The sequence below is a fragment of the Amycolatopsis sp. NPDC089917 genome (genome assembly GCF_040684635.1).
Classification (GTDB): Bacteria; Actinomycetota; Actinomycetes; order Mycobacteriales; family Pseudonocardiaceae; genus Amycolatopsis.
In genome coordinates, this window is the sequence record NZ_JBFBGL010000029.1 from 73018 (window position 1) to 90877 (window position 17860).

At 68.0% G+C, this 17860-nt stretch carries 16 protein-coding genes and 3 pseudogenes; 4 read left to right on the forward strand and 15 right to left on the reverse strand.

What is annotated here, in order from left to right:
- Positions 1–48: 48 nt before the first annotated feature.
- From AB0N89_RS21925 to AB0N89_RS21940, 4 genes are all read right to left on the reverse strand, one after another.
- Positions 49–873 carry an ATP-binding cassette domain-containing protein gene (locus AB0N89_RS21925; protein WP_364207175.1) on the reverse strand — a complete coding sequence of 275 codons (825 nt, stop codon included), beginning with the start codon at positions 871–873 and terminating at the stop codon, positions 49–51.
- Positions 874–921: 48 nt separating this feature from the next.
- The gene (locus AB0N89_RS21930; protein ID WP_364207177.1) at positions 922–1497 is read right to left on the reverse strand and encodes a dihydrofolate reductase family protein; all 576 of its coding nucleotides are present in this window, start codon (positions 1495–1497) and stop codon (positions 922–924) included.
- Between the two features lie 86 nt (positions 1498–1583).
- Entirely contained in the window at positions 1584–2255 is a 672-nt protein-coding gene (locus AB0N89_RS21935; protein ID WP_364207179.1) for a response regulator transcription factor, read from the reverse strand.
- On the reverse strand, positions 2256–3440 hold the full coding sequence (locus tag AB0N89_RS21940; protein ID WP_364207181.1) for a histidine kinase: 1185 nt from the start codon (positions 3438–3440) through the stop codon (positions 2256–2258).
- Positions 3441–3621: 181 nt separating this feature from the next.
- Between AB0N89_RS21940 and AB0N89_RS21945 the strand changes: the two genes are divergently transcribed.
- The gene (locus tag AB0N89_RS21945; RefSeq protein WP_364207183.1) at positions 3622–3855 is read left to right on the forward strand and encodes a hypothetical protein; all 234 of its coding nucleotides are present in this window, start codon (positions 3622–3624) and stop codon (positions 3853–3855) included.
- Between the two features lie 89 nt (positions 3856–3944).
- Complete coding sequence (locus AB0N89_RS21950; RefSeq protein ID WP_364207185.1) at positions 3945–6257, forward strand: LuxR C-terminal-related transcriptional regulator; 2313 nt, start codon at positions 3945–3947, stop codon at positions 6255–6257.
- A gap of 3 nt (positions 6258–6260) precedes the next feature.
- Here AB0N89_RS21950 and AB0N89_RS21955 read toward each other — a convergent pair whose 3' ends face one another.
- The 8 genes and pseudogenes from AB0N89_RS21955 to AB0N89_RS21990 form a co-directional block, all read right to left on the reverse strand.
- Entirely contained in the window at positions 6261–7403 is a 1143-nt protein-coding gene (locus AB0N89_RS21955; protein WP_364207187.1) for a helix-turn-helix domain-containing protein, read from the reverse strand.
- Between the two features lie 168 nt (positions 7404–7571).
- Entirely contained in the window at positions 7572–8324 is a 753-nt protein-coding gene (locus tag AB0N89_RS21960; protein WP_364207189.1) for an NPP1 family protein, read from the reverse strand.
- A gap of 156 nt (positions 8325–8480) precedes the next feature.
- Positions 8481–8774 (reverse strand): cold shock domain-containing protein, encoded by a 294-nt coding sequence (locus tag AB0N89_RS21965; protein WP_364207234.1) that lies wholly within the window; start codon positions 8772–8774, stop codon positions 8481–8483.
- 6 nt (positions 8775–8780) lie between these two features.
- Positions 8781–8969: pseudogene (locus AB0N89_RS21970) on the reverse strand (cold shock domain-containing protein); the annotation flags it as partial.
- A gap of 51 nt (positions 8970–9020) precedes the next feature.
- Positions 9021–9200 (reverse strand): annotated as a pseudogene (locus AB0N89_RS21975) (cold shock domain-containing protein); the annotation flags it as partial.
- A 30-nt stretch (positions 9201–9230) separates the two neighbouring features.
- Positions 9231–9428: pseudogene (locus tag AB0N89_RS21980) on the reverse strand (cold shock domain-containing protein); the annotation flags it as partial.
- A 148-nt stretch (positions 9429–9576) separates the two neighbouring features.
- Entirely contained in the window at positions 9577–11256 is a 1680-nt protein-coding gene (ilvD, locus tag AB0N89_RS21985) for a dihydroxy-acid dehydratase (protein ID WP_191251180.1), read from the reverse strand.
- A gap of 64 nt (positions 11257–11320) precedes the next feature.
- On the reverse strand, positions 11321–12601 hold the full coding sequence (locus AB0N89_RS21990) for a hemolysin family protein (protein ID WP_364207192.1): 1281 nt from the start codon (positions 12599–12601) through the stop codon (positions 11321–11323).
- Between the two features lie 128 nt (positions 12602–12729).
- On the opposite strand from AB0N89_RS21990, the gene AB0N89_RS21995 reads away from it, so the two are divergent.
- Positions 12730–14064, forward strand: coding sequence for a cytochrome P450 (locus tag AB0N89_RS21995; protein ID WP_364207194.1), 1335 nt, complete (start codon positions 12730–12732; stop codon positions 14062–14064).
- Positions 14065–14444: 380 nt separating this feature from the next.
- On the opposite strand, the gene AB0N89_RS22000 is transcribed toward AB0N89_RS21995, so the two are convergent.
- Positions 14445–14756, reverse strand: coding sequence for a helix-turn-helix transcriptional regulator (locus AB0N89_RS22000; protein WP_364207196.1), 312 nt, complete (start codon positions 14754–14756; stop codon positions 14445–14447).
- A 229-nt stretch (positions 14757–14985) separates the two neighbouring features.
- Positions 14986–15297, reverse strand: a complete 312-nt coding sequence (locus AB0N89_RS22005) for a hypothetical protein (RefSeq protein WP_364207198.1) — start codon at positions 15295–15297, stop codon at positions 14986–14988.
- A 373-nt stretch (positions 15298–15670) separates the two neighbouring features.
- On the opposite strand from AB0N89_RS22005, the gene AB0N89_RS22010 reads away from it, so the two are divergent.
- On the forward strand, positions 15671–16723 hold the full coding sequence (locus tag AB0N89_RS22010) for a hypothetical protein (protein ID WP_364207200.1): 1053 nt from the start codon (positions 15671–15673) through the stop codon (positions 16721–16723).
- A gap of 11 nt (positions 16724–16734) precedes the next feature.
- Here the strand turns inward: AB0N89_RS22010 and AB0N89_RS22015 are convergent, their stop codons facing one another.
- Complete coding sequence (locus tag AB0N89_RS22015) at positions 16735–17604, reverse strand: pyridoxal-phosphate dependent enzyme (protein WP_364207202.1); 870 nt, start codon at positions 17602–17604, stop codon at positions 16735–16737.
- Positions 17605–17860: the final 256 nt, after the last annotated feature.

A 17860-nucleotide genomic window follows, 5' to 3' on the forward strand; every position in this document is an offset into this window, starting at 1 on the left:
AGGGACCGCCTGGGCGCGAAGACCGCGAACAGACTCACCGGACACGGCCTAGGAACGTCTCACGGCGTGAGCGGCCCAGCGGCCGTTGATGCGGTGGACCTCGACATCCCGCTCGTAACAGGCGGAAAGCCCCTCGTCGGTGAGGACCTCGTCGATCGGCCCGGCACCGGTGATCCCGCCGCGGCGCACCATCAGGGCGTGCGTGGCGGTCGCCGGGATCTCCTCCAGATGATGCGTCACGGTGACCGTGGCCAGTTCCGGCTGCGCCAGCGTCAGGTTCTCCAGCGCCATCAGGAGGTCCTCGCGGCCGGGCAGGTCGAGACCGGCGAACGGCTCGTCCAGCAGGAGCAGCAGCGGGTCGGCCATGAGCGCCCTGGCGAGCCGGACCCGGGCGCGTTCACCCTGCGAGCACACGCGCACCGGCCGGTCGCGCAGTTCGGTGCAGCCGACGAGTTCGAGCAGTTTCGACGCCCTGTCCCGGATCGCGTCGTCGTAGCGGTCCCACAGCGGGAGGACGCTCCCGCTGTACCCGGTGAGCACCACGGTGTGCGCGTCGTGGTTCTCCGCGTCGGGCAGCCGCTGGTTGGCCCCGACGAAACCGATGTGGGTCCGGACGTCGCGCAGGTCGACCGCGCCCATGCGGTGGCCGAGCACGACGGCCGTGCCCGCGCTGGGGAACCGCTGGGTCGAGGCGACCGAAAGGATCGTCGACTTCCCGGCGCCGTTACGCCCGAGGACGACCCAGCGCTGGCCGTAGTCCACCCGCCAGTCCACGTCCGAGACGAGCGGCACGCGCCCGACGTGCACCTCGACCCCGGACAGCTCCACCGCCGGTCCGTCGAGGTTCGGCTGGACGAAGACGGGCTTGTTCATGCGGTTCATGATCGCAGGACGCGCGGCCGGGTCCCGTCCGGGGTCCGATCATCGGATGATGTCGTAGACCAGCTTCTGGACCCCGTTGCCATAGGCCTCGCTCTCCACGAGCTCGAGGTTCTGCTTGTCCTTGTCGGTGTCGCTGAACAGCTTCTTGCCCGCGCCGAGCAGGACCGGGAACACGAGCAGGTGGTAGCGGTCGATCAGGCCGGCGTCGGCGAGGTTCCGGTTCAGTTCCGCGCTGCCGTGAATGATGATCGGCCCGCCCTCGGTGTCCTTGAGCTTCGCGACGTCGTCGAGCGACCGCAGGATCGTGGTCTCGCCCCAGTTGCCGACGAGGTCCTCGTCCCGCAGCGTGGTCGAGACGACGTACTTCGGCATCGCGTTGTACCCGGCGAATTCGACGGTCATGTCCGGCCACACCGGCGAGAACGCCTGGTAGCTGACCCGGCCCATCATCATCGCGGTGGCTTCGCCCTGCTCGCGGCTCTTGAGCCCGTAGGCGGCTTCGTCGAACTCGATGCCGTTGAAGGTCCAGCCGGAGTTGCGGTAGCCCGGCTCCCCGCCGGGGCCTTCGACGACGCCGTCGAGCGAGACGAACGCGGTGGCGATCAGGGTGCGCATCTGGTTTCTCCTTGGTGGCTCCGAACTGCTTTCGACACCGCGTCGAGCGGGAACCGGCGGATTCGACATCGCTCCGGAGAAAAGTTTCAGCTTTCCGCGTCGCGGACCAGCAGGGCGATCTGGACCCGGTTCTCGACACCCAGTTTCGAGAGCATGCTGCTGGTGTGGGCCTTGACCGTCGCGACGGTGATGTCGAGCCTCCGCGCGACGTCGGTGTTCGACAGGCCCTCGGCAATGGCGCCCGCGGTCTCGCGTTCGCGGTCGGTCAGGGTGGCCAGCAGTTCGACGGCCGTGTCACGGGACGCCCGGCGCGCGTCGGAGGAGTGCGGACCGGTCGCGGCGGCGATCAGCCGTGCCGTGGCGGCGGGTGACAGCGCGGGTTCGCCGGTCGCGACCGTCCGGATCGCCGCCAGGATCCGCGGCGGCGGGGTGTCCTTGAGGAGGAAGCCGAGCGCGCCGACGCGCAGCGCGCCCAGCACCATCTCGTCCGTGTCGAACGTGGTGAGCACCAGGACCCGCGGCGGATCCGGCAGCCGGAGGATCTCCTCGGTCGCGCTCAGCCCGTCGCGGCCGGGCATCCGGACGTCCATCAGGACGACGTCGGGCCGCTGCTCCCCCACCACGGTGACCGCGGCGTCGCCGTCGGCCGCCTCGCCGACCACGACGAGGTCCGGTTCGCCGTCGACGATGAGCCGCAACGCCATCCGCACCAGATGCTCGTCGTCCACGAGCACGACCCGTACCCGCTCGCCGTCCATTCACTCGCTCCCTTCGCGGACCGGCCACGGCAACCGCGCGGCGAGGACGAATCCGCCGCCGGGCTCCCGATGGTGGTCCAGTTCGCCGCCCGCCAGTTCCACTCGTTCCGCCAGTCCGAGCAGCCCGAAGCCCGAAGCGGGCGGGCCCGCGAACTTCCGGGCCGCCCCGGAATCCCGGATCGTCGCCCGCAAGCCGTCCCCCGCCTTCCCTTCGACGGTGACCGCCACCGTGGCCCCCGGAGCGTGTTTCCCCGCGTTGGTCAGGCCTTCCTGCACGATCCGGTAGACGGTCCTCACGATCGCGTCGGGCGGCTCGCTCTCCGTAGTGGTCGTCAGGGCGACGTCCAGCCCCAGCGCCCGCGCGTCCGCGACGAGCGCGGGCAGATCGGCGAGCGAGGGTTGCGGCGGCTCCACCTCGTCCGGGCTAGCCCGAAGCACCCCGAGGACATCGCGTAGTTCCTCCAGCGCCTGATGGGAGCCGTCGGCGATCCCGCGGGCCAGCTCCGCGACCTGGTCGGCGGGCAGGTCCGGGCGGTGCCCCAGCACCCCGGCCTGCATGGCGACCAGCGAGACCCGGTGCGCGAGCACGTCGTGCATCTCGCGGGCGATCCGGTGCCGCTCCACGATCCGCGCCTCGGCCGCGCGGGCGGCCTGCTCCCGTTCCGCGCTTTCGACCTGCTGCCGCAGGGAGCGCACCTCCTCACGGCGCGCGCCGATCGCCGCGCCGATGGCCACGGTGATGCCCACCATCAGGGTCGGGAGGCTGATCACCAGCCACAGCGGGCCCGGCTCCTCGCGATGCGGGTAGAGGTCGTTGCCCAGCACCGCCACGACCACGGACAACACCGCGGCGACCGTCGTTTCGGCAGGCCTCCGCCGGGCGGCCAGCGAACAGAGCGCCAGCAGCGACGCGCCACCGGACAGGACCGAAGCCGTCGAGGCGAGGATGACCGCGAGCGCGATCGTGACCGGGAAGCGGCGCCGCCACAGCAGGGCGATCAAGCAGAGGAGCGCCAGCGCCGGATCACCGGTGATCATCCACTCGATCCTCGGGCCCGACGCGCCCACCGGCAGCTGAGACGCCGTGACGATCCAGAGCACCACGCCCATCGCGGCCGCGGCGAGCAGGCGCCAGGCCTGTCCCCACGGACGGAGAAGCGGCTGGACGCCGGGGTCGGTGATCACGGGCCCATCATGGTCGACCCGCCCGGGGCGGCGCAGCCGGACACGGAACGATCCCGGCCTCGACCTCGGTCGCGATCGAGGTCGACTTTGGTCGAACACCACGCGCGACGCGCTGCCGATGCGCCTGGCCCCGCGCCCGGGAGAGGCTGGACCTACCACGGGAAAACAGGAGGTGGGGAGCATGGGCAAGGGCGGCTATCAGGGGCTTCAGATCGTCGGGATGGTGGCCGTCGCCGTCTTCGGGCAGGCGGCCATCCGCAGCCTCTTCGACCATTCCGCGACCCAGTTGTGGGGGGCTTTCGACTGGGTACCCGGTGAGTGGGGCGGCAGGCTGATCGTGTTCCTGCTGCTCGCGGCGGCGGGAGTCGTACTGGCGGGCTGGTCGCACGACCGCGGGAAGCAAGTGTCCCGCTAGGGGTACCGCGGTCCGCTAGGATCCGCAGCCGGGCGATTTCCGTCTACATCGGACGGAGTCGCGGTTCCTGGCGATCGCGGGGAGAGTGCATGGCGGACAGAGCTGGCTCGCTTTCGGGGTGGTCGCCGGATCCCACCGAAGTGACCAGCTACGTGGGCCGCGACGTCGAGACCGGCGAGGCGCGGCGCCTGCTGGAAGCGTCTTCGCTGGTCACGCTGACCGGACCGGGCGGTGTGGGCAAGACCAGGCTCGCGTGGCGGGTCGCCGCCGCGCACCGGGAAGCCACCGCCGACGAGGTCGTGTTCGTGTCGCTGGCGGAGCTGCGGGAACCCGCGCTGCTGGTGCCGACCGTGGCGAACGTCCTCGGTTTCGGGGACCGCTCGGCGAAACCGGCCATCGAGGTCGTCGTCGAAGCGCTCCAGGCGAGCCGGTTGCTGCTGGTGCTGGACAACTGTGAGCATCTGGTCGACAGCTGCGCCTGGTTCGCCGACACCGTGGTCAGGGCCTGTCCCCAGGTGACCGTGCTGGCCACGAGCAGACAGTCCCTCGGGGTGGCGGGCGAACGGGTCCTGCCGGTGCCGCCGCTGGCGATTCCGGAGCAGGGCGACTCCTTCGAACGCGCGGTGAACGACGAATCGGTGCGGCTGTTCGTGGACCGGGCAGCCGCCGTCGCGCCGTCGTTCCGGCTCACCGAAGAGGACACCGAACCGCTGATCCGGCTGTGCCGCAGGCTCGACGGGCTGCCGCTGGCCATCGAGCTGGCCGCCGTCCGCGCGCGGGCGTTGTCCCTGCGTCAGCTGGCCGACCGGCTCGACAAGCAGTTCTCCGTGCTCACGAAGGACCGGCGCGGGCGGCCGGAGCGGCACGAGACCATGCGGGCCCTGATCGACTGGAGCCACGACCTCTGCACCGGGCCCGAGCGGCTGCTGTGGGCGCGCGCGTCGGTGTTCTCCGGCAGCTTCGATCTCGACGCCGCCGAGCAGGTCTGTTCCGGCGGCGAACTGCCCCCCGAACGGGTCCTCGAAGTCGTCGACGGGTTGCTCGACAAGTCCATCCTGCTGCGCGAGGAGTATCCGGGCGGCGTGCGGTACCGGATGCTGGAGTCGGTGCGCGAGTACGGCGTCGACCGGCTCCGCGAGACGGGCGGGACCGAGGACCTGCGGAAACGGCACCGGGACTGGTTCGCCGAACTCGCCGGCCGGTACGCCACCGAATGGCTGGAGACCGATCAGCTCGGCTGGATCGGCCGGTTGCGGCGGGAGCACGCGAACCTGCGCGTCGCCCTCGACCATTGCGCCGGCACCCCCGAGGACGCGGCCATCGGGCTGCGGATGCTGCGCGACGTCAAGGAGTTCTGGATCGTCCGCGGGCTGAACACCGAAGGCCGGATGTGGGTGCGGCGGCTCGACGAGGCCGCGGCACCGGGTGTCCCCGAGCGGGCGCACGGGCTGTGGCTGTCCGGTTTCCTGGCGCTGGTGCAGGGAGACCTGCCCGCCTATCGGTGCATGCTGGACAAAGCCGCCGCCGAAGCCGAGACGAGCGGCGACGAGCTCGCCGCCGCGTACGTGCTCCACGTCCGCGCCTACGCCGCGCTGATCGGCGACGACATGCCCGAGGCGTCGCGCCTGTTCGGCACGGCCATCGATCTCTTCCGCGCTCACGGCGACGAGGGCGCGGACCTCTGGGCGAGCTACAACCACGGGCTGGCCGTCTGGCTGGACGGCGACATCGACCGCGGCCGGGCGGTGCTCGCCGAAGCCGTCGAACGCTGCGAGCGGCGGGGCGAGGTCTTCTGGCGGGGCTGGGCACTGTGGTCGCGCGCCGCGGCCGAATACCTGCAAGGAGATCTCTCCGTGGCGAGCCGGTGCTGCGAGCAGGTCCTGCGGCTGCACGAGCGGGTCGACGACCGCGTCGTCGTCGGGTTCACCCTCACCGTCCTGGCCGGCTGCGCGGCCCGCACCGGACGTCCCAACCGGGCCGCGATCCTGCAGGGCGCCGCGATGAACGTCTGGCGCACGGTGGGCGCCTGGCCGACGCGGTACGAGGCGTTCACCGAACCGCTCCAGACCGACACCGACACCGTGACCGCCGCCCTGGGCTGGGAGGTCGCGATCAAGGAGTTCGCCGACGGCGCCGCGATGCCCATCGGCGACGCGATCGCGTACGCCCTCGAAGAACGCTCCCCCGAACCGCCGAAACAGGCCGCGCAGGTGCTCACCAAACGCGAGACCGAGATCGCGCACGTGGTCGCCGAGGGGCTGACGAACCAGGAGATCGCCGACCGGCTCGGCATCGCCCGCCGCACGGTGGACACCCACATCGACCACATCCTGACCAAACTCGGCTATGCGAACCGGGTCCAGGTCGCCACCTGGGTCACCCGGTCCGCGGACTCCGCCTGAGGCTCACGCCGCCCTGATCGGGGTGGTCCGCTGCTCGGGGGTGAGCAGTTCCGCGCGCAGGGCGATCCGCAGGTCCAGTCGCGACTGCGGGTCGTCGAGGCGGGAACCGAACAGGACCCGGAGGCGGCGCAGGCGGTTGCGGACCGTCTGCGGATGGACGCCCAGGTTGTTCGCGATCTCCGGTGCCCCGCCGCGGGCGGAGAGCATCGCGTCGAGGGTCTCGGCGAGTTTGGTGCGCTCGTTCGACGGCAGATCGGCGATCGGGGCCAGGCTGCGGGTGACGAGCGCGGTGGTGAGGACCTCGTCGGCGAACAGCCAGTGCGTGGTCAGGTGGTCCGACCAGCGCACGAGGGGGCCGTCCTCGATCACTTCGCGCCGGACCAGCTCCAGTGTCCGGCGGGCCCACCGCAGCGACTCCGCGGCCTCGGCCGGCGCCACCGCGGGCCCGACCGCCGCCCGCGCGCCCGCCAGGACGCCGCTGATCTCGACGTCGTCGGGCACGAGCAGATGCGGATACTCGCCGGTGAGGTCTGCCAGCACCTCCGGACCGAACGAGGCGCGGACCGCGCCGGGCTCGGCGGCGACGGCGACCACCCGCGCGGGCGGCACCCAGCTCGCTTCGGCCGCCAGCCGCACCCATTTCGCGGGCGGACGGCCGCTCAAGATCTCCCTCAGCAGGTCCCGGCGCACCTCTGCCATCGACGGCGTGTGCGCGGCGCGGTAGGCGGCGGTGGACAACCGGATCAGGACGTCGGCGCAGCGGAGCAGGGCTTCCACCCCGGTGTCCATCAAGGCCGATCCGCCCCCGTGCTGCCGGGACAGCGTCGCCAGCGCGGGCAGCGCGAACCGGCCTGCCGAGTGGTAGGCGCGGGAGAGCCGGGCCAGTTCCTTGCCCGCGGCGTACTCGGACACGCCGACCTGCCGGAAGGCGTCCGCGCCCGCGGCGATCCCCGGTGCGGAGTCCATCCCGTCGTGCTCCAGCACCAGCGCGACGAACTCGATGGCCCGCGCGTCGAACAACGGCGCGTGCTCGGGCAGCGCGTGCCGGATGCCGTCGACGACCACGCGGGCGATCACCAGGGCGGCGGAGCGGCCCGGCGCCGAAGATGCCTGGGCGGGGCGGGCTGGAGCGTGGGACACGGTCATCGTCGACCTCCGGAGCAGCGGGAATCGTCGGGGCGCCGAGTCTGCTACTCCGCGATAGCGGGCACATCGGGTGAATTACGTACTCGCGCCCATCCCGCCTACGCATCACCCGTTCGTGGTGGGTGGCTGAAGGGCCCCTTCGGCCCACGGCGACCTCACCGGGGCACCTCACGCGTTCGGATCGAACGGGATCCCGGCCGGTTTCGCCTTCGCGAGTTCGCCGTTGAACGACGAATCCCGGATCCCCAGCTGCGCGCTGCCGAAGTCGTGCCCGGTCAGCTTGTCCCGCAGCCCCGGCGGGTAGCCGTCCCAGCCGACCAGCGGCGGGTACTGCCACTGCTTCTTGTGATTCTCCGGCTCCTCGCCGAAGTTCGCGTGCCGGAAGCAGTGCGTGCTGATCCCGTCCTTGTGGTAGATCACCTTGGGGTGCTTGCCGGTCTCGTCCCACGGGACCTGGTCGCGCTGGCGGGTCGTGTACTTGCCGTGCGCCGACGTCGAAACGTACCTCCCCCAGTCGCCCTGGACCCAGACGACGACGTGCTCCCAGTCGTGCCGGTGACCGGCGCTCCCGGGACCCAGCGCGGCCTGGTCCTTCTCGAAGTAGAGCGCGTACAGGTAGGCGCACCAACCGTTGTTGCACTTCACCCGCGAGTAGGCGTTGGTGTTGTCCAGATCGGACAGGTCGCGGCACTGGCCGTTGACGTCGCCACCCAGCGCGAGCCCGGGCGCGAGTGTGCCGTCGCGGCCGATGGCCGGGGTGGGATAACAACCGTCCCCGTCGTAGTCGAAGGCGGGTTCGTAGGTCCGGTCGGGCCCGGGCGCCGACCAGTCCAAAGCCTGCGGCGGAGCCGCCGAGGCCGTTCCCGTCACCAGCAGCAGGGCGGCGAGCGTGCCGAAGAGGACCGTGCTGAACCGTCGCATGTGGTTATTTATTCACGACTTGATTCAACACGGAACCCTCCTTGGTCGGCTTGGACCTGGTTTCAAAACTCAAGGGTGTGTCACCGCGTGACCTGCCGGTCCGGCACTCGCCCGGCTCTCGTCGGGGAGTGATCAGCCATCGGTGGGGCCGCCTCTTCAGAGGCGTTCGATGCGGTCGGCCTGCGGACCCCGGTCGCTCTGACGCACCGTGTACCGGACCCGGTCACCCTTCTGCAGCGGCTCCGACCCCACGATCACGGACACGTGGGCGAAGAGATCGTCACCGCCCGCGTCCGGGGTGATGAAGCCGAAGCCGCGGTCGTCGTCGTAGCGCGCGACGACGCCCTCGCCGCCTCGTACGGGCACGTCCCGCGCCGCCGGCCCTGCGGCCGGGGCAGGTGCCGGCCGCTGCGGCGCCGTCTGGGGCTCGGTGCCCCGGACCAGGTGCACGTCGCGGGCCTGCGGGCCCTTGTCCCCACTAGCCACCTCGTAGGCGACGCGGTCGCCCTCCGCGAGCCACGTCAGCCCCTCGGCCAGGGCCCGGGCGTGAACGAAGACGTCCCCGGCGCCGGAGTCGGGGTTGATGAAGCCGAAGCCCTTGTCCTCGTCGTACCAGGCCACCGTGCCGTCGGCGCCGTCCGCGATACCAGCCGCGGCGGGTGAGCCGGCCCCTGCTCCCAGCGGGATCACGTGCCCGGCCTGCGGGCCGCGCTCGCCTTCGACGATCAGGAAGGCCACCCGCTGCCCCTCGGTGACCACGCCGCCGGTCACGATGGCGGAGCTGTGCACGAAGATGTCGGCGCCGCCGCCGTCCGGCGACGCGAAGCCGTACCCCTTGCCCGGCTCGTACCAGTTGACGGTGCCGAGCAGGCCCACGGCGCTGCCGGTGGCCGCATCGGCGGTGACGCGAACGCGCAGCGCCTGGGGCCCGCGGTCGTTCTCGCCGGCCTCGAACACGACGACCTGACCCTCGCGGAGCAGTTTCGCGCCGCCTTCCCCGACGATCTCGGAGGCGTGCACGAACACGTCCGGCGAGCCGTCCTCGGGCGCGAGGAAGCCGAAACCCCGTTCGGCATCGAACCAACGGACGGTCCCTTGCGGCATCAAACGCTCCAGGTCGAGAGGGCGGGCACTGGCCCCCAGTCTCTCTGACAGGCCTCCGGCCCGTCGAGCCGGGCCCACAGGCGGGCGGTGCGGAGCCAGGGCGGGCCGTTGGTTCACCTGGCGACACGCCGGGTTTTGAGACCAGGTCTTACTCGCAAACGGCCCCGTGCGCGGCGCTCCGGACGACCTTCGCGTACTTGCCGAGGACACCGCGCGTGTACGCCGGAGGCTTGGGAGCCCAGCCTTCCCGGCGCGCCTCGATGTCGTCGATCTCGACTTCGAGCGTCCGGTTCGCGACGTCGAGCGTGATCGGGTCGCCGTCGCGCACGAACGCGATCGGCCCGGCGTCTACGGCTTCCGGCGCGATGTGACCGACGCAGAGGCCGGTCGTGCCGCCGCTGAATCGGCCGTCGGTGATGAGCAGGACGTCCTTCCCCAGTCCGGCGCCCTTGATCGCGCCGGTGATGGCGAGCATCTCGCGCATCCCCGGCCCGCCCTTCGGACCTTCGTAACGGATGACGACGACGTCCCCGGCCACGATCCGGCCCTCGGCGAGCGCGTCGAGGGCGGCGCGTTCACCGTCGAACACCCGGGCGGTGCCGGTGAACGTCGATTCGTCGAAGCCCGCCGACTTCACGACCGCGCCTTCGGGCGCCAGCGATCCCTTGAGGATGGTCAGCCCGCCGGTCTTGTGGATCGGGCGGTCGAGCGGCCGGATGATCTCGCCGTCGACCCCGGCCGGCGCGATGCCTTCGAGGTTCTCGGCCATGGTCTTGCCGGTCACGGTGAGCACGTCGCCGTGCATGAGCCCGGCGTCGAGCAGCGCCTTCATCACCACGGGGATGCCGCCGACCTTGTCGACGTCGTTCATCACGTACTTCCCGAACGGCTTGAGGTCGCCGAGGTGCGGGACCTTGTCACCGATGCGGTTGAAGTCGTCGATCCGCAGGTCGACCTCCGCTTCGCGGGCGATCGCGAGCAGGTGGAGGACGGCGTTGGTCGAACCGCCCAGCGCCATCACGACGGCGATCGCGTTCTCGAACGCCTCCATGGTCATGATCTGCCGCGCGGTGATGCCCTGGCGGAGCATGCCGACGACCGCTTCCCCCGATCGGTGGGCGAAGCCGTCGCGGCGCCTGTCGACGGCGGGCGGGGCGGCCGAGCCGGGCAGCGACATGCCGAGTGCCTCGGCCACCGACGCCATCGTGTTGGCGGTGTACATCCCGCCGCAGGCACCCTCGCCGGGACAGATCGCGCGCTCGATCTTGTCCACCTCGGCACGGGTGATCTTGCCCGCGAGGCAAGCGCCGACGGCCTCGAAGGCGTCGATGATCGTGACGTCCTGCCCGTCGACCTGACCGGGCATGATCGAGCCCGCGTAAAGGAAAACGGAGGCGAGGTCGAGCCGGGCCGCGGCCATGAGCATCCCCGGCAGCGACTTGTCACAGCCCGCCAGCAGCACGGAGCCGTCCAGCCGCTCGGCCATCATCACCGTCTCGACCGAGTCGGCGATCACCTCACGCGAGACCAGCGAGAAGTGCATGCCCTCGTGGCCCATGGAAATGCCGTCGGACACCGAGATCGTGCCGAACTCGAGCGGGTAGCCACCGCCCGCGTGCACCCCGTTCTTGACCGCCTTGGCCAGCCGGTCGAGCGACAGGTTGCACGGGGTGATCTCGTTCCACGAGGACGCCACCCCGATCTGCGGTTTGGCGAAGTCGTCGTCGCCCATCCCGACCGCGCGGAGCATCCCGCGGGCCGCCGCGCGCTCCAGGCCGTCGGTCACGTCGCGCGAACGAGGTTTCAAATCCGGCTGGTCCTGCGGCATCGGGGCACCTTCCTTCGTGGTGGGACACCGGGCACGCTGCCAACCCGGCGCGCCCGGCGCAACTTCACCGCTCCGGTTTCGGCCCGCGGTGCAGCGCCACGCGCGTGATCGCGTGATGCTCGACGCCGAGCACCTCGGCCGTCCACCCGGAGACCGTCACCCGATCGCCCGGCTTTTCCGGGATCCGGCCGAGGACCACGAGGATCAGTCCCGCGATGGTCGCGTACTCCCCCGGCGGCGCGTCCCGCAGTTCGACGCCGACGTCGACGAGGTCGTGCACCGGGAAGGTGCCGGGCAGCACCAGGGAGCCGTCCTTGCCGTCGCGCACGGCCAGCACGTCGCGGTCGGTCTCGTCGTAGATCTCGCCGACGATCTCCTCCAGCAGGTCCTCCAGCGTGACCATGCCCGCGACCGCGCCGTGCTCGTCGACCACCAGCGCCATCTGCTCCCGCTCGGCCTTGAAACTCCGCAGCGCGTCGGAGACCCGCAGCGAATCGGGGAACACCACCGCCGGCCGGACGACCTCGGCCAGGTCCTCGTGTTCGCCGAGCAGATCGCGCAGGCGCACGACGCCGACGACGTCGTCCAGATGGCCGCCGCGCGCGACCGGCGCCCGGGAATAGCCGGACTCGGCCAGGTGCGCTCGCGCGGATGCGAGGTCCTGCTCGGCCGCGAGCGTCAGCACCGCCCGGCGCGGGACGAGCACTTCCCGCAGCCGTCGTTCATGGATCTCCAAGGCGCCGTTGATGATCATGCGCTGTTCGGAGTTCAGGCCGCGTTGCGCCGAGACCAGTTCCCGCAGTTCCTCGGGCGACATCTGGTCCGGATCGGCCTCCGCCCGTCCGCCCAGCGCCCGCACGACGAAGTTCGTCGACGCGCTCAGCGCCCACACCACGGGCCGGGAGACCGCCGACAGCAGGTTCAGCGGACGCGCCACCAGCAACGCCCACCGCAGCGCGTTCTGCATGGCCAGCCGCTTCGGCGCCAGCTCCCCGAGCACCAGGGTCAGGAACGTGAGGACCATGGTCACCAGCGCGACGGAGACCGCTCCGGCGGCGTTGCCGAGGAAACCCAGCAGCGGCACCAACGGTTCCGCGAGGGACACCGCCGCCGTCGCCGAGGCCAGGAACCCGGCGAGCGTGATCCCGATCTGGATCGTCGCCAGGAAGCGATTCGGGTCGCGCGCCAGTCGCACCAGCGTCCGGGCGGACGCCCGCCCGTCGCGTTCCAACGCCCGCAACTGCCCTTCGCGCAACGAGATCAGCGCCATCTCGCTGCCCGCGAACACCGCGTTGAGCACCACCAGCACCGCGACCAGCGCGATGTCGAACCCGTAGCCGCCCACAAGCACTCCCCGGCCCACCCGAAATGCAGACATTACCGACGGGAGCGCGGATCCGCAGATGTCGCGACCGTTGGCTACTGACGGGTAGTTCCGATACCTTCGAAGGAAGCCGCACGGACGGAGTCCTGATGTTCGCACTCAAGCCCGCTCCCGCCCGGACCTTCCTGCGCCGGGCGGAGGAGATCGCCAAACCGGTCGCCCGCTGGAGCATCGGCCACGCGATCCCCCGGGTCGCCCTGCGGGCCGCGGCGCGGCGAGGCGACCTCCAAGGCAGGCTGTCCGTCGAGGCCAGCGGTGGCGGAGACCTGACCGGGTTGTTCGACGAGATCCGCGCGCACGGCGCCGTCGCCACCACCCGGGTCGGGCACGTGACCACGCGGCACTCGGCGTGCAAGGACATCCTCACGAGCGACGCGTTCAAGACCGTGCGCTTCGTCCCGGACAACCCGGTGCTCAACCGGCTCGTCAGCTGGTCCGAGTCCGGCCTGATCCATCCGATCCAACCGCCGTCGCTGCTGGCCAGCGAGCCACCGGACCACACCCGCTACCGGAAGCTGGTCACCCGCGTCTTCACCGCCCGCGCGGTCGAGCAACTGCGGCGGCGCACCCAGGCGATCGCCGACGAACTGCTCGACGGCCTCGACCCGGCGAACCCCGTCGACCTCATCGAGCAGTACTGCGGGCTCCTTCCGGTCACCGTGATCAGCCAGATCCTCGGCGTCCCACCGGAGGAACGCGACAAGGTGCTCGCGCTGGGCGGCGCGGCGGCCCCGAGTCTCGACCTCGGACTGCCGTGGCGGACCTTCCGGACCGTGGAAGCCACGCTGGCCGAGTTCGACGCCTGGCTCACCCTGCATCTGGAGAAGCTGCGGGCGAATCCCGGTGACAACCTGCTCAGCAAGCTGATCGCCGCCCGCGAGGACGGTGTCGGCCTGACCGAGCGGGAGCTCAAGGCCACCGCGGGACTGGTGCTCGCGGCCGGGTTCGAAACGACCGTCAACCTGCTCGGCAACGGCATCGCCCTGCTCACCCGGCATCCGGGCGAACTCGCGAAACTGCGCGGGAATCCGGAGTTGTGGAGCAACGCGACCGACGAGATCCTCCGCTACGACCCGCCCGTCCTGCTCACCGGCAGGCTTTGCGGCCGCGACACCGAGATCGGCGGCGTGCCGATCCTCCGGGGTTCGATCGTCAGCACGGTGCTCGCCGGCGCCAACCGGGACCCGGAGATCTTCGACGCCCCTTCGGCTTTCGACGTCGAGCGGGCGAACGCGCGGGACCACGTGTCGTTCGGCGCCGGACGGCATTACTGCCTCGGCGCTTCGCTGGCGAGGATGGAAGGCGAGATCGGGCTGCGGTCGATCTTCGAGCGGTTCCCCGATCTGCGGCTCCTGGACGGCGCGCGGCGGCGGCAGACCCGGATCCTGCGCGGTTTCGAAACGCTTCCCGCCGCGCTGACCTGACTCGTGAGTGGCGTTCTCAACCGTGGCGGGTCACATCAGGGCGAAAGGTGTCTTGGGTATCTACTTAGCCTCCGGCTGCAGTTGCTCCCCAGTCCTGTCCGTGAAGGCCCCCTCCTTCGGCTCAGTCGAGGAAACGCGACCTTCGCGGCAGCTGCGACAGTTCGGCCGGGCCGGTCGTGAGTGGCGATTCGGGTTAGAGCTAACCCTGTTTAAGTTACCTACTCGTGACCTGCGGCTTCTCGCGCTGCGGGGCGAGCGAAGGCGCGAGCCTTGCTCGCCCCGTGCACGCAGACCTTGCGGGGGACCTTGTGGCCACTTGCCTTGTGCCGCGTGTCGGCTACTGCCGTGAGTTGCGGCGTGGGTCGATGTCTCGGCCCCGCCTAGTTGTCGGGTTGCGGGAGCTGAGGTGATTCACCTGGCTTATCGTCGTCATTGGCTATGATGAGGACACGGAATGTGTAGCCGAGAACTCGCGCATACATTTGCAGTTCGGAGATGTTGCATGCGTAGGTCGGGTTATTCTCCCAGCGCCAGACTGTTGACGGATGCACGTTCAGCTTGTTTCCCACGTCGAGCTGCGACCAGCCCCGAGACTTCCGAATCCGGGCAAGTTGCGACTGAACCCGGATCACTTCATGCATGGCGTACGCGTCGTCGCTCGCATCGTCCACACCGGCGACCACATTGCACACCCTCATATTCTGTTCCTGTTCTGCTCAGTTGTGGATACCGGTAAGAGGTTAGAGATGATGATTTAATGGCCAGAATTATGACTTGACCTCGGCGCTCTTGGGCTTGTCGCCCTCGATCGCCGCCGAAACGCGGAAGCAGTGGCAGCCTGCCGAACACTGACCTGCTATCCAGCGAATGCACTTTGAACGTCTCTTGCGCAGGGACCGAGAATGCAAATTCAGGGCATGGTTAGAAATCTTTGTCATCTTCCGGCCAATCATTGCTGTAAAGAGTCAACCGTTTGTTGCATTCGCGTGCGAATTCAAGTGCGTTGAGAGCTAGGTTGATAGCGAATTCCCTGGCTGCTTGCGCTTCATGTCGCCGCACTCCCGCCGTGAAAATGACACCCGTCAGGCCGTCCGAAAGCATCAGGCCTGGTAGCGCCCGCTGGTAACGCGGGAGGCACTGCGACCACGTCAGGCCGTCCACTGCGACTTCAAAACGGTCACTGGGGGGCTCATCGCTTGCCGCCTGACTCCAGCGCGCTTCAACTTTGCTCACGGTGCCGCCCTGCTTCCCACTCGTGAAGCATCCGGGCAGCGTCCGCCCAATCTTCAGGGGTCATGTCCGCGATCATCGTGGCGTGCTTGCGATTCTCTACGTCTATCTCGCCGCCCAGCCGATGGCCACGATTGTCGAACATGAAGCACAGCGGGCCGTCGGTCGCAGAACTCGCCTGAGTCATCCTGTCCGCCCTCCTGAAGAGTTACCGTTCGAGCCGTACTTGCGTCTACGAAACAGCAGGTCAGCGCGACAAGACACCCCGTAGTACCGTGATCTTGTGGGACACTATGTCCCTGTTCAACCGGTACGTCTTGCAAGGGCGGGCGTGGTACTACGGTCCATGTCCACAGGGCGAGAGGAGACAGTCACCATGCCATCGGCTCTGCGAAGTCTGCGACAAGAGCAGCGAGAAGTGGTCGCCGCTCAACGTGCCGACCACAAAACCTGGGTCGAAATCGCAGCTCTATTTAGTAGCCGTTATGGCGTCAATCGTCGTGCCGCGATGCGCATGGTTCACGATTGGAGTCAACGTGATGCGGCCGACCAATGGAACGCACGCTGGCCAGCGGATCCAAAGACTTTCAAGAATTTTTCATACTGGGAGCTATGGCCTAGTCCAACTGGACATGCTCCATCGCTCGACGTTCTAGGACGCCTCGCGGAACTGTACGAATGCAGCGTGTCCGATCTGCTCGATGATTGCGCCAACTTTCGCTCAACTGACCCGGCTTACAGAAACAAAAAGAACGAACTATCTCGCATTTCAAAAGGGGTTGTTTCATCGTCCGACGACGGTGAAGCGCGAGACCTTGGAGAGCTGATATCGACTTTGGAACTGACTGACGTGAACGAATTAGCGCGCCTTGCTGCCGAATGGTCTGGCACGCTCAGTGGATCGTCCAATCGTCGGGAATTACTGCTGAAGCTTAGCGCCGGTCTTTCCCTTGCTGCGGCATCACCCGCCTTGGCGGACGACGTAAAACCGGCCGATTCCGCACTGGAATTATCCTCACAAAGAGAGGGAATGACGGGTATTTGGCGTAGCCGGTATACATACCCTAGCAGTGGTCGCGGCAAGGATTTCGTAGGCGAACACTTTGTTGTAGTCCGTCAGCAGGGAAACAAGCTGATAGCACAGAGTCTTCCGCATTCCACTGGTTCCAGTCTGCGAATTGAGCTTGTGGTTGACGGCTCCGTGGCAACCGGAACCTGGCGAGAAACTACCTCACCGCATGGTTACTACAAAGGAGCAACATATCACGGCACTTTGCAATTACTGGTCGACCCGAGTACGCGACGTATGCACGGCATGTGGCTTGGATTTGGCCGGGAGTTTGTCATCAACAGCGGCCAATGGTCACTTATCCTAGAAAGCTCTTCCATTGGAAAGAATGCACAGCGGGAGTATTACAACAAAAAATAGCGTCATGGCAACTAGGATATGACGGCCACTATCGACGTTCCAGCCTTGAAGTGACCACGGTCGATTAGGTCCATCAATCCGTACATCATTTTCGCCTCGTAAATCCAGTCTAATTCAAAGCCGGAACGTGACTCGAAGTCTGCAATGAAACTTCTTAGCGCATGATCTGCCTTGGCGTATCCGCCAAAGTGGTATCCCAGCTCGATTGACCAGTTGTCGTTACTGTATCCGAACGCTTGCCCTTGAAGCTCGCGAATGTTGCTTGCCAGGAATCCCGCACCCTTAAGTACTGCAAATCCTTTAGCTTGCTGATCTCTGCGCAGCGCAGTAGAGATGCCCGCCAGGGTGCCGCCCGTGCCGCAGGCACAGCAAATTACGTCAAAATCGACCGTGATTTCTTCAACCAACTCCGCGCAGCCAGGTAGAGCGAGAGTGTTACTCCCACCCTCTGGTATAAGATAGAACCGTCCAAACTCGGCACTCAAACTCCCAATTACCTCCGGTGCATCTTTGAGCCTGTATGTCTCACGGTTCATGTACGTCAGCGTCATTCCGCAATCGGCGGCGTACTCTAGCGAAGGATTGAGCGGCTTATGCTCCTCGCCTCTGATGACGCCAACTGTACTAAATCCGAAGTGTTTGCCCGCCGCCGCCACGGCACGAACATGATTCGAGTAGGCACCGCCAAAGGTTAATAGTTTAGAGTGGCCATCCGCTATTGCTGCTTCCAGATTGTATTTCAACTTGCGCCATTTATTGCCTGGAAACTCCGCGTGAATAAGGTCATCGCGCTTGAGGTAAAGGCGAACGCCTTTGGCATCCAAACGGCCGTCGTGGACCTCAATAAGGGGCGACGGTAGCCGCAGGTTCAAGCCGGTCATAAGCACATGCTATGGGATTCTCGCCGCCATGCCACTGCGCAGATGACCCGACTCCCCGACCGTGAGCGGGATGCACGCCCAACCGCGACCGTAACGCACAGTGACAAGAATCATCGTCATGATCACTCGAATGCTCTATTGCGCATCAGATTTGATCATGGGAATACTGGAGGGTCCTAGGTTGCGTCGGCGAGTTGCCCGCGAGAGGACTGGAGGGAGCGTATCAGGGTGACCGGGCTAGCGCGACCGGGCGTCA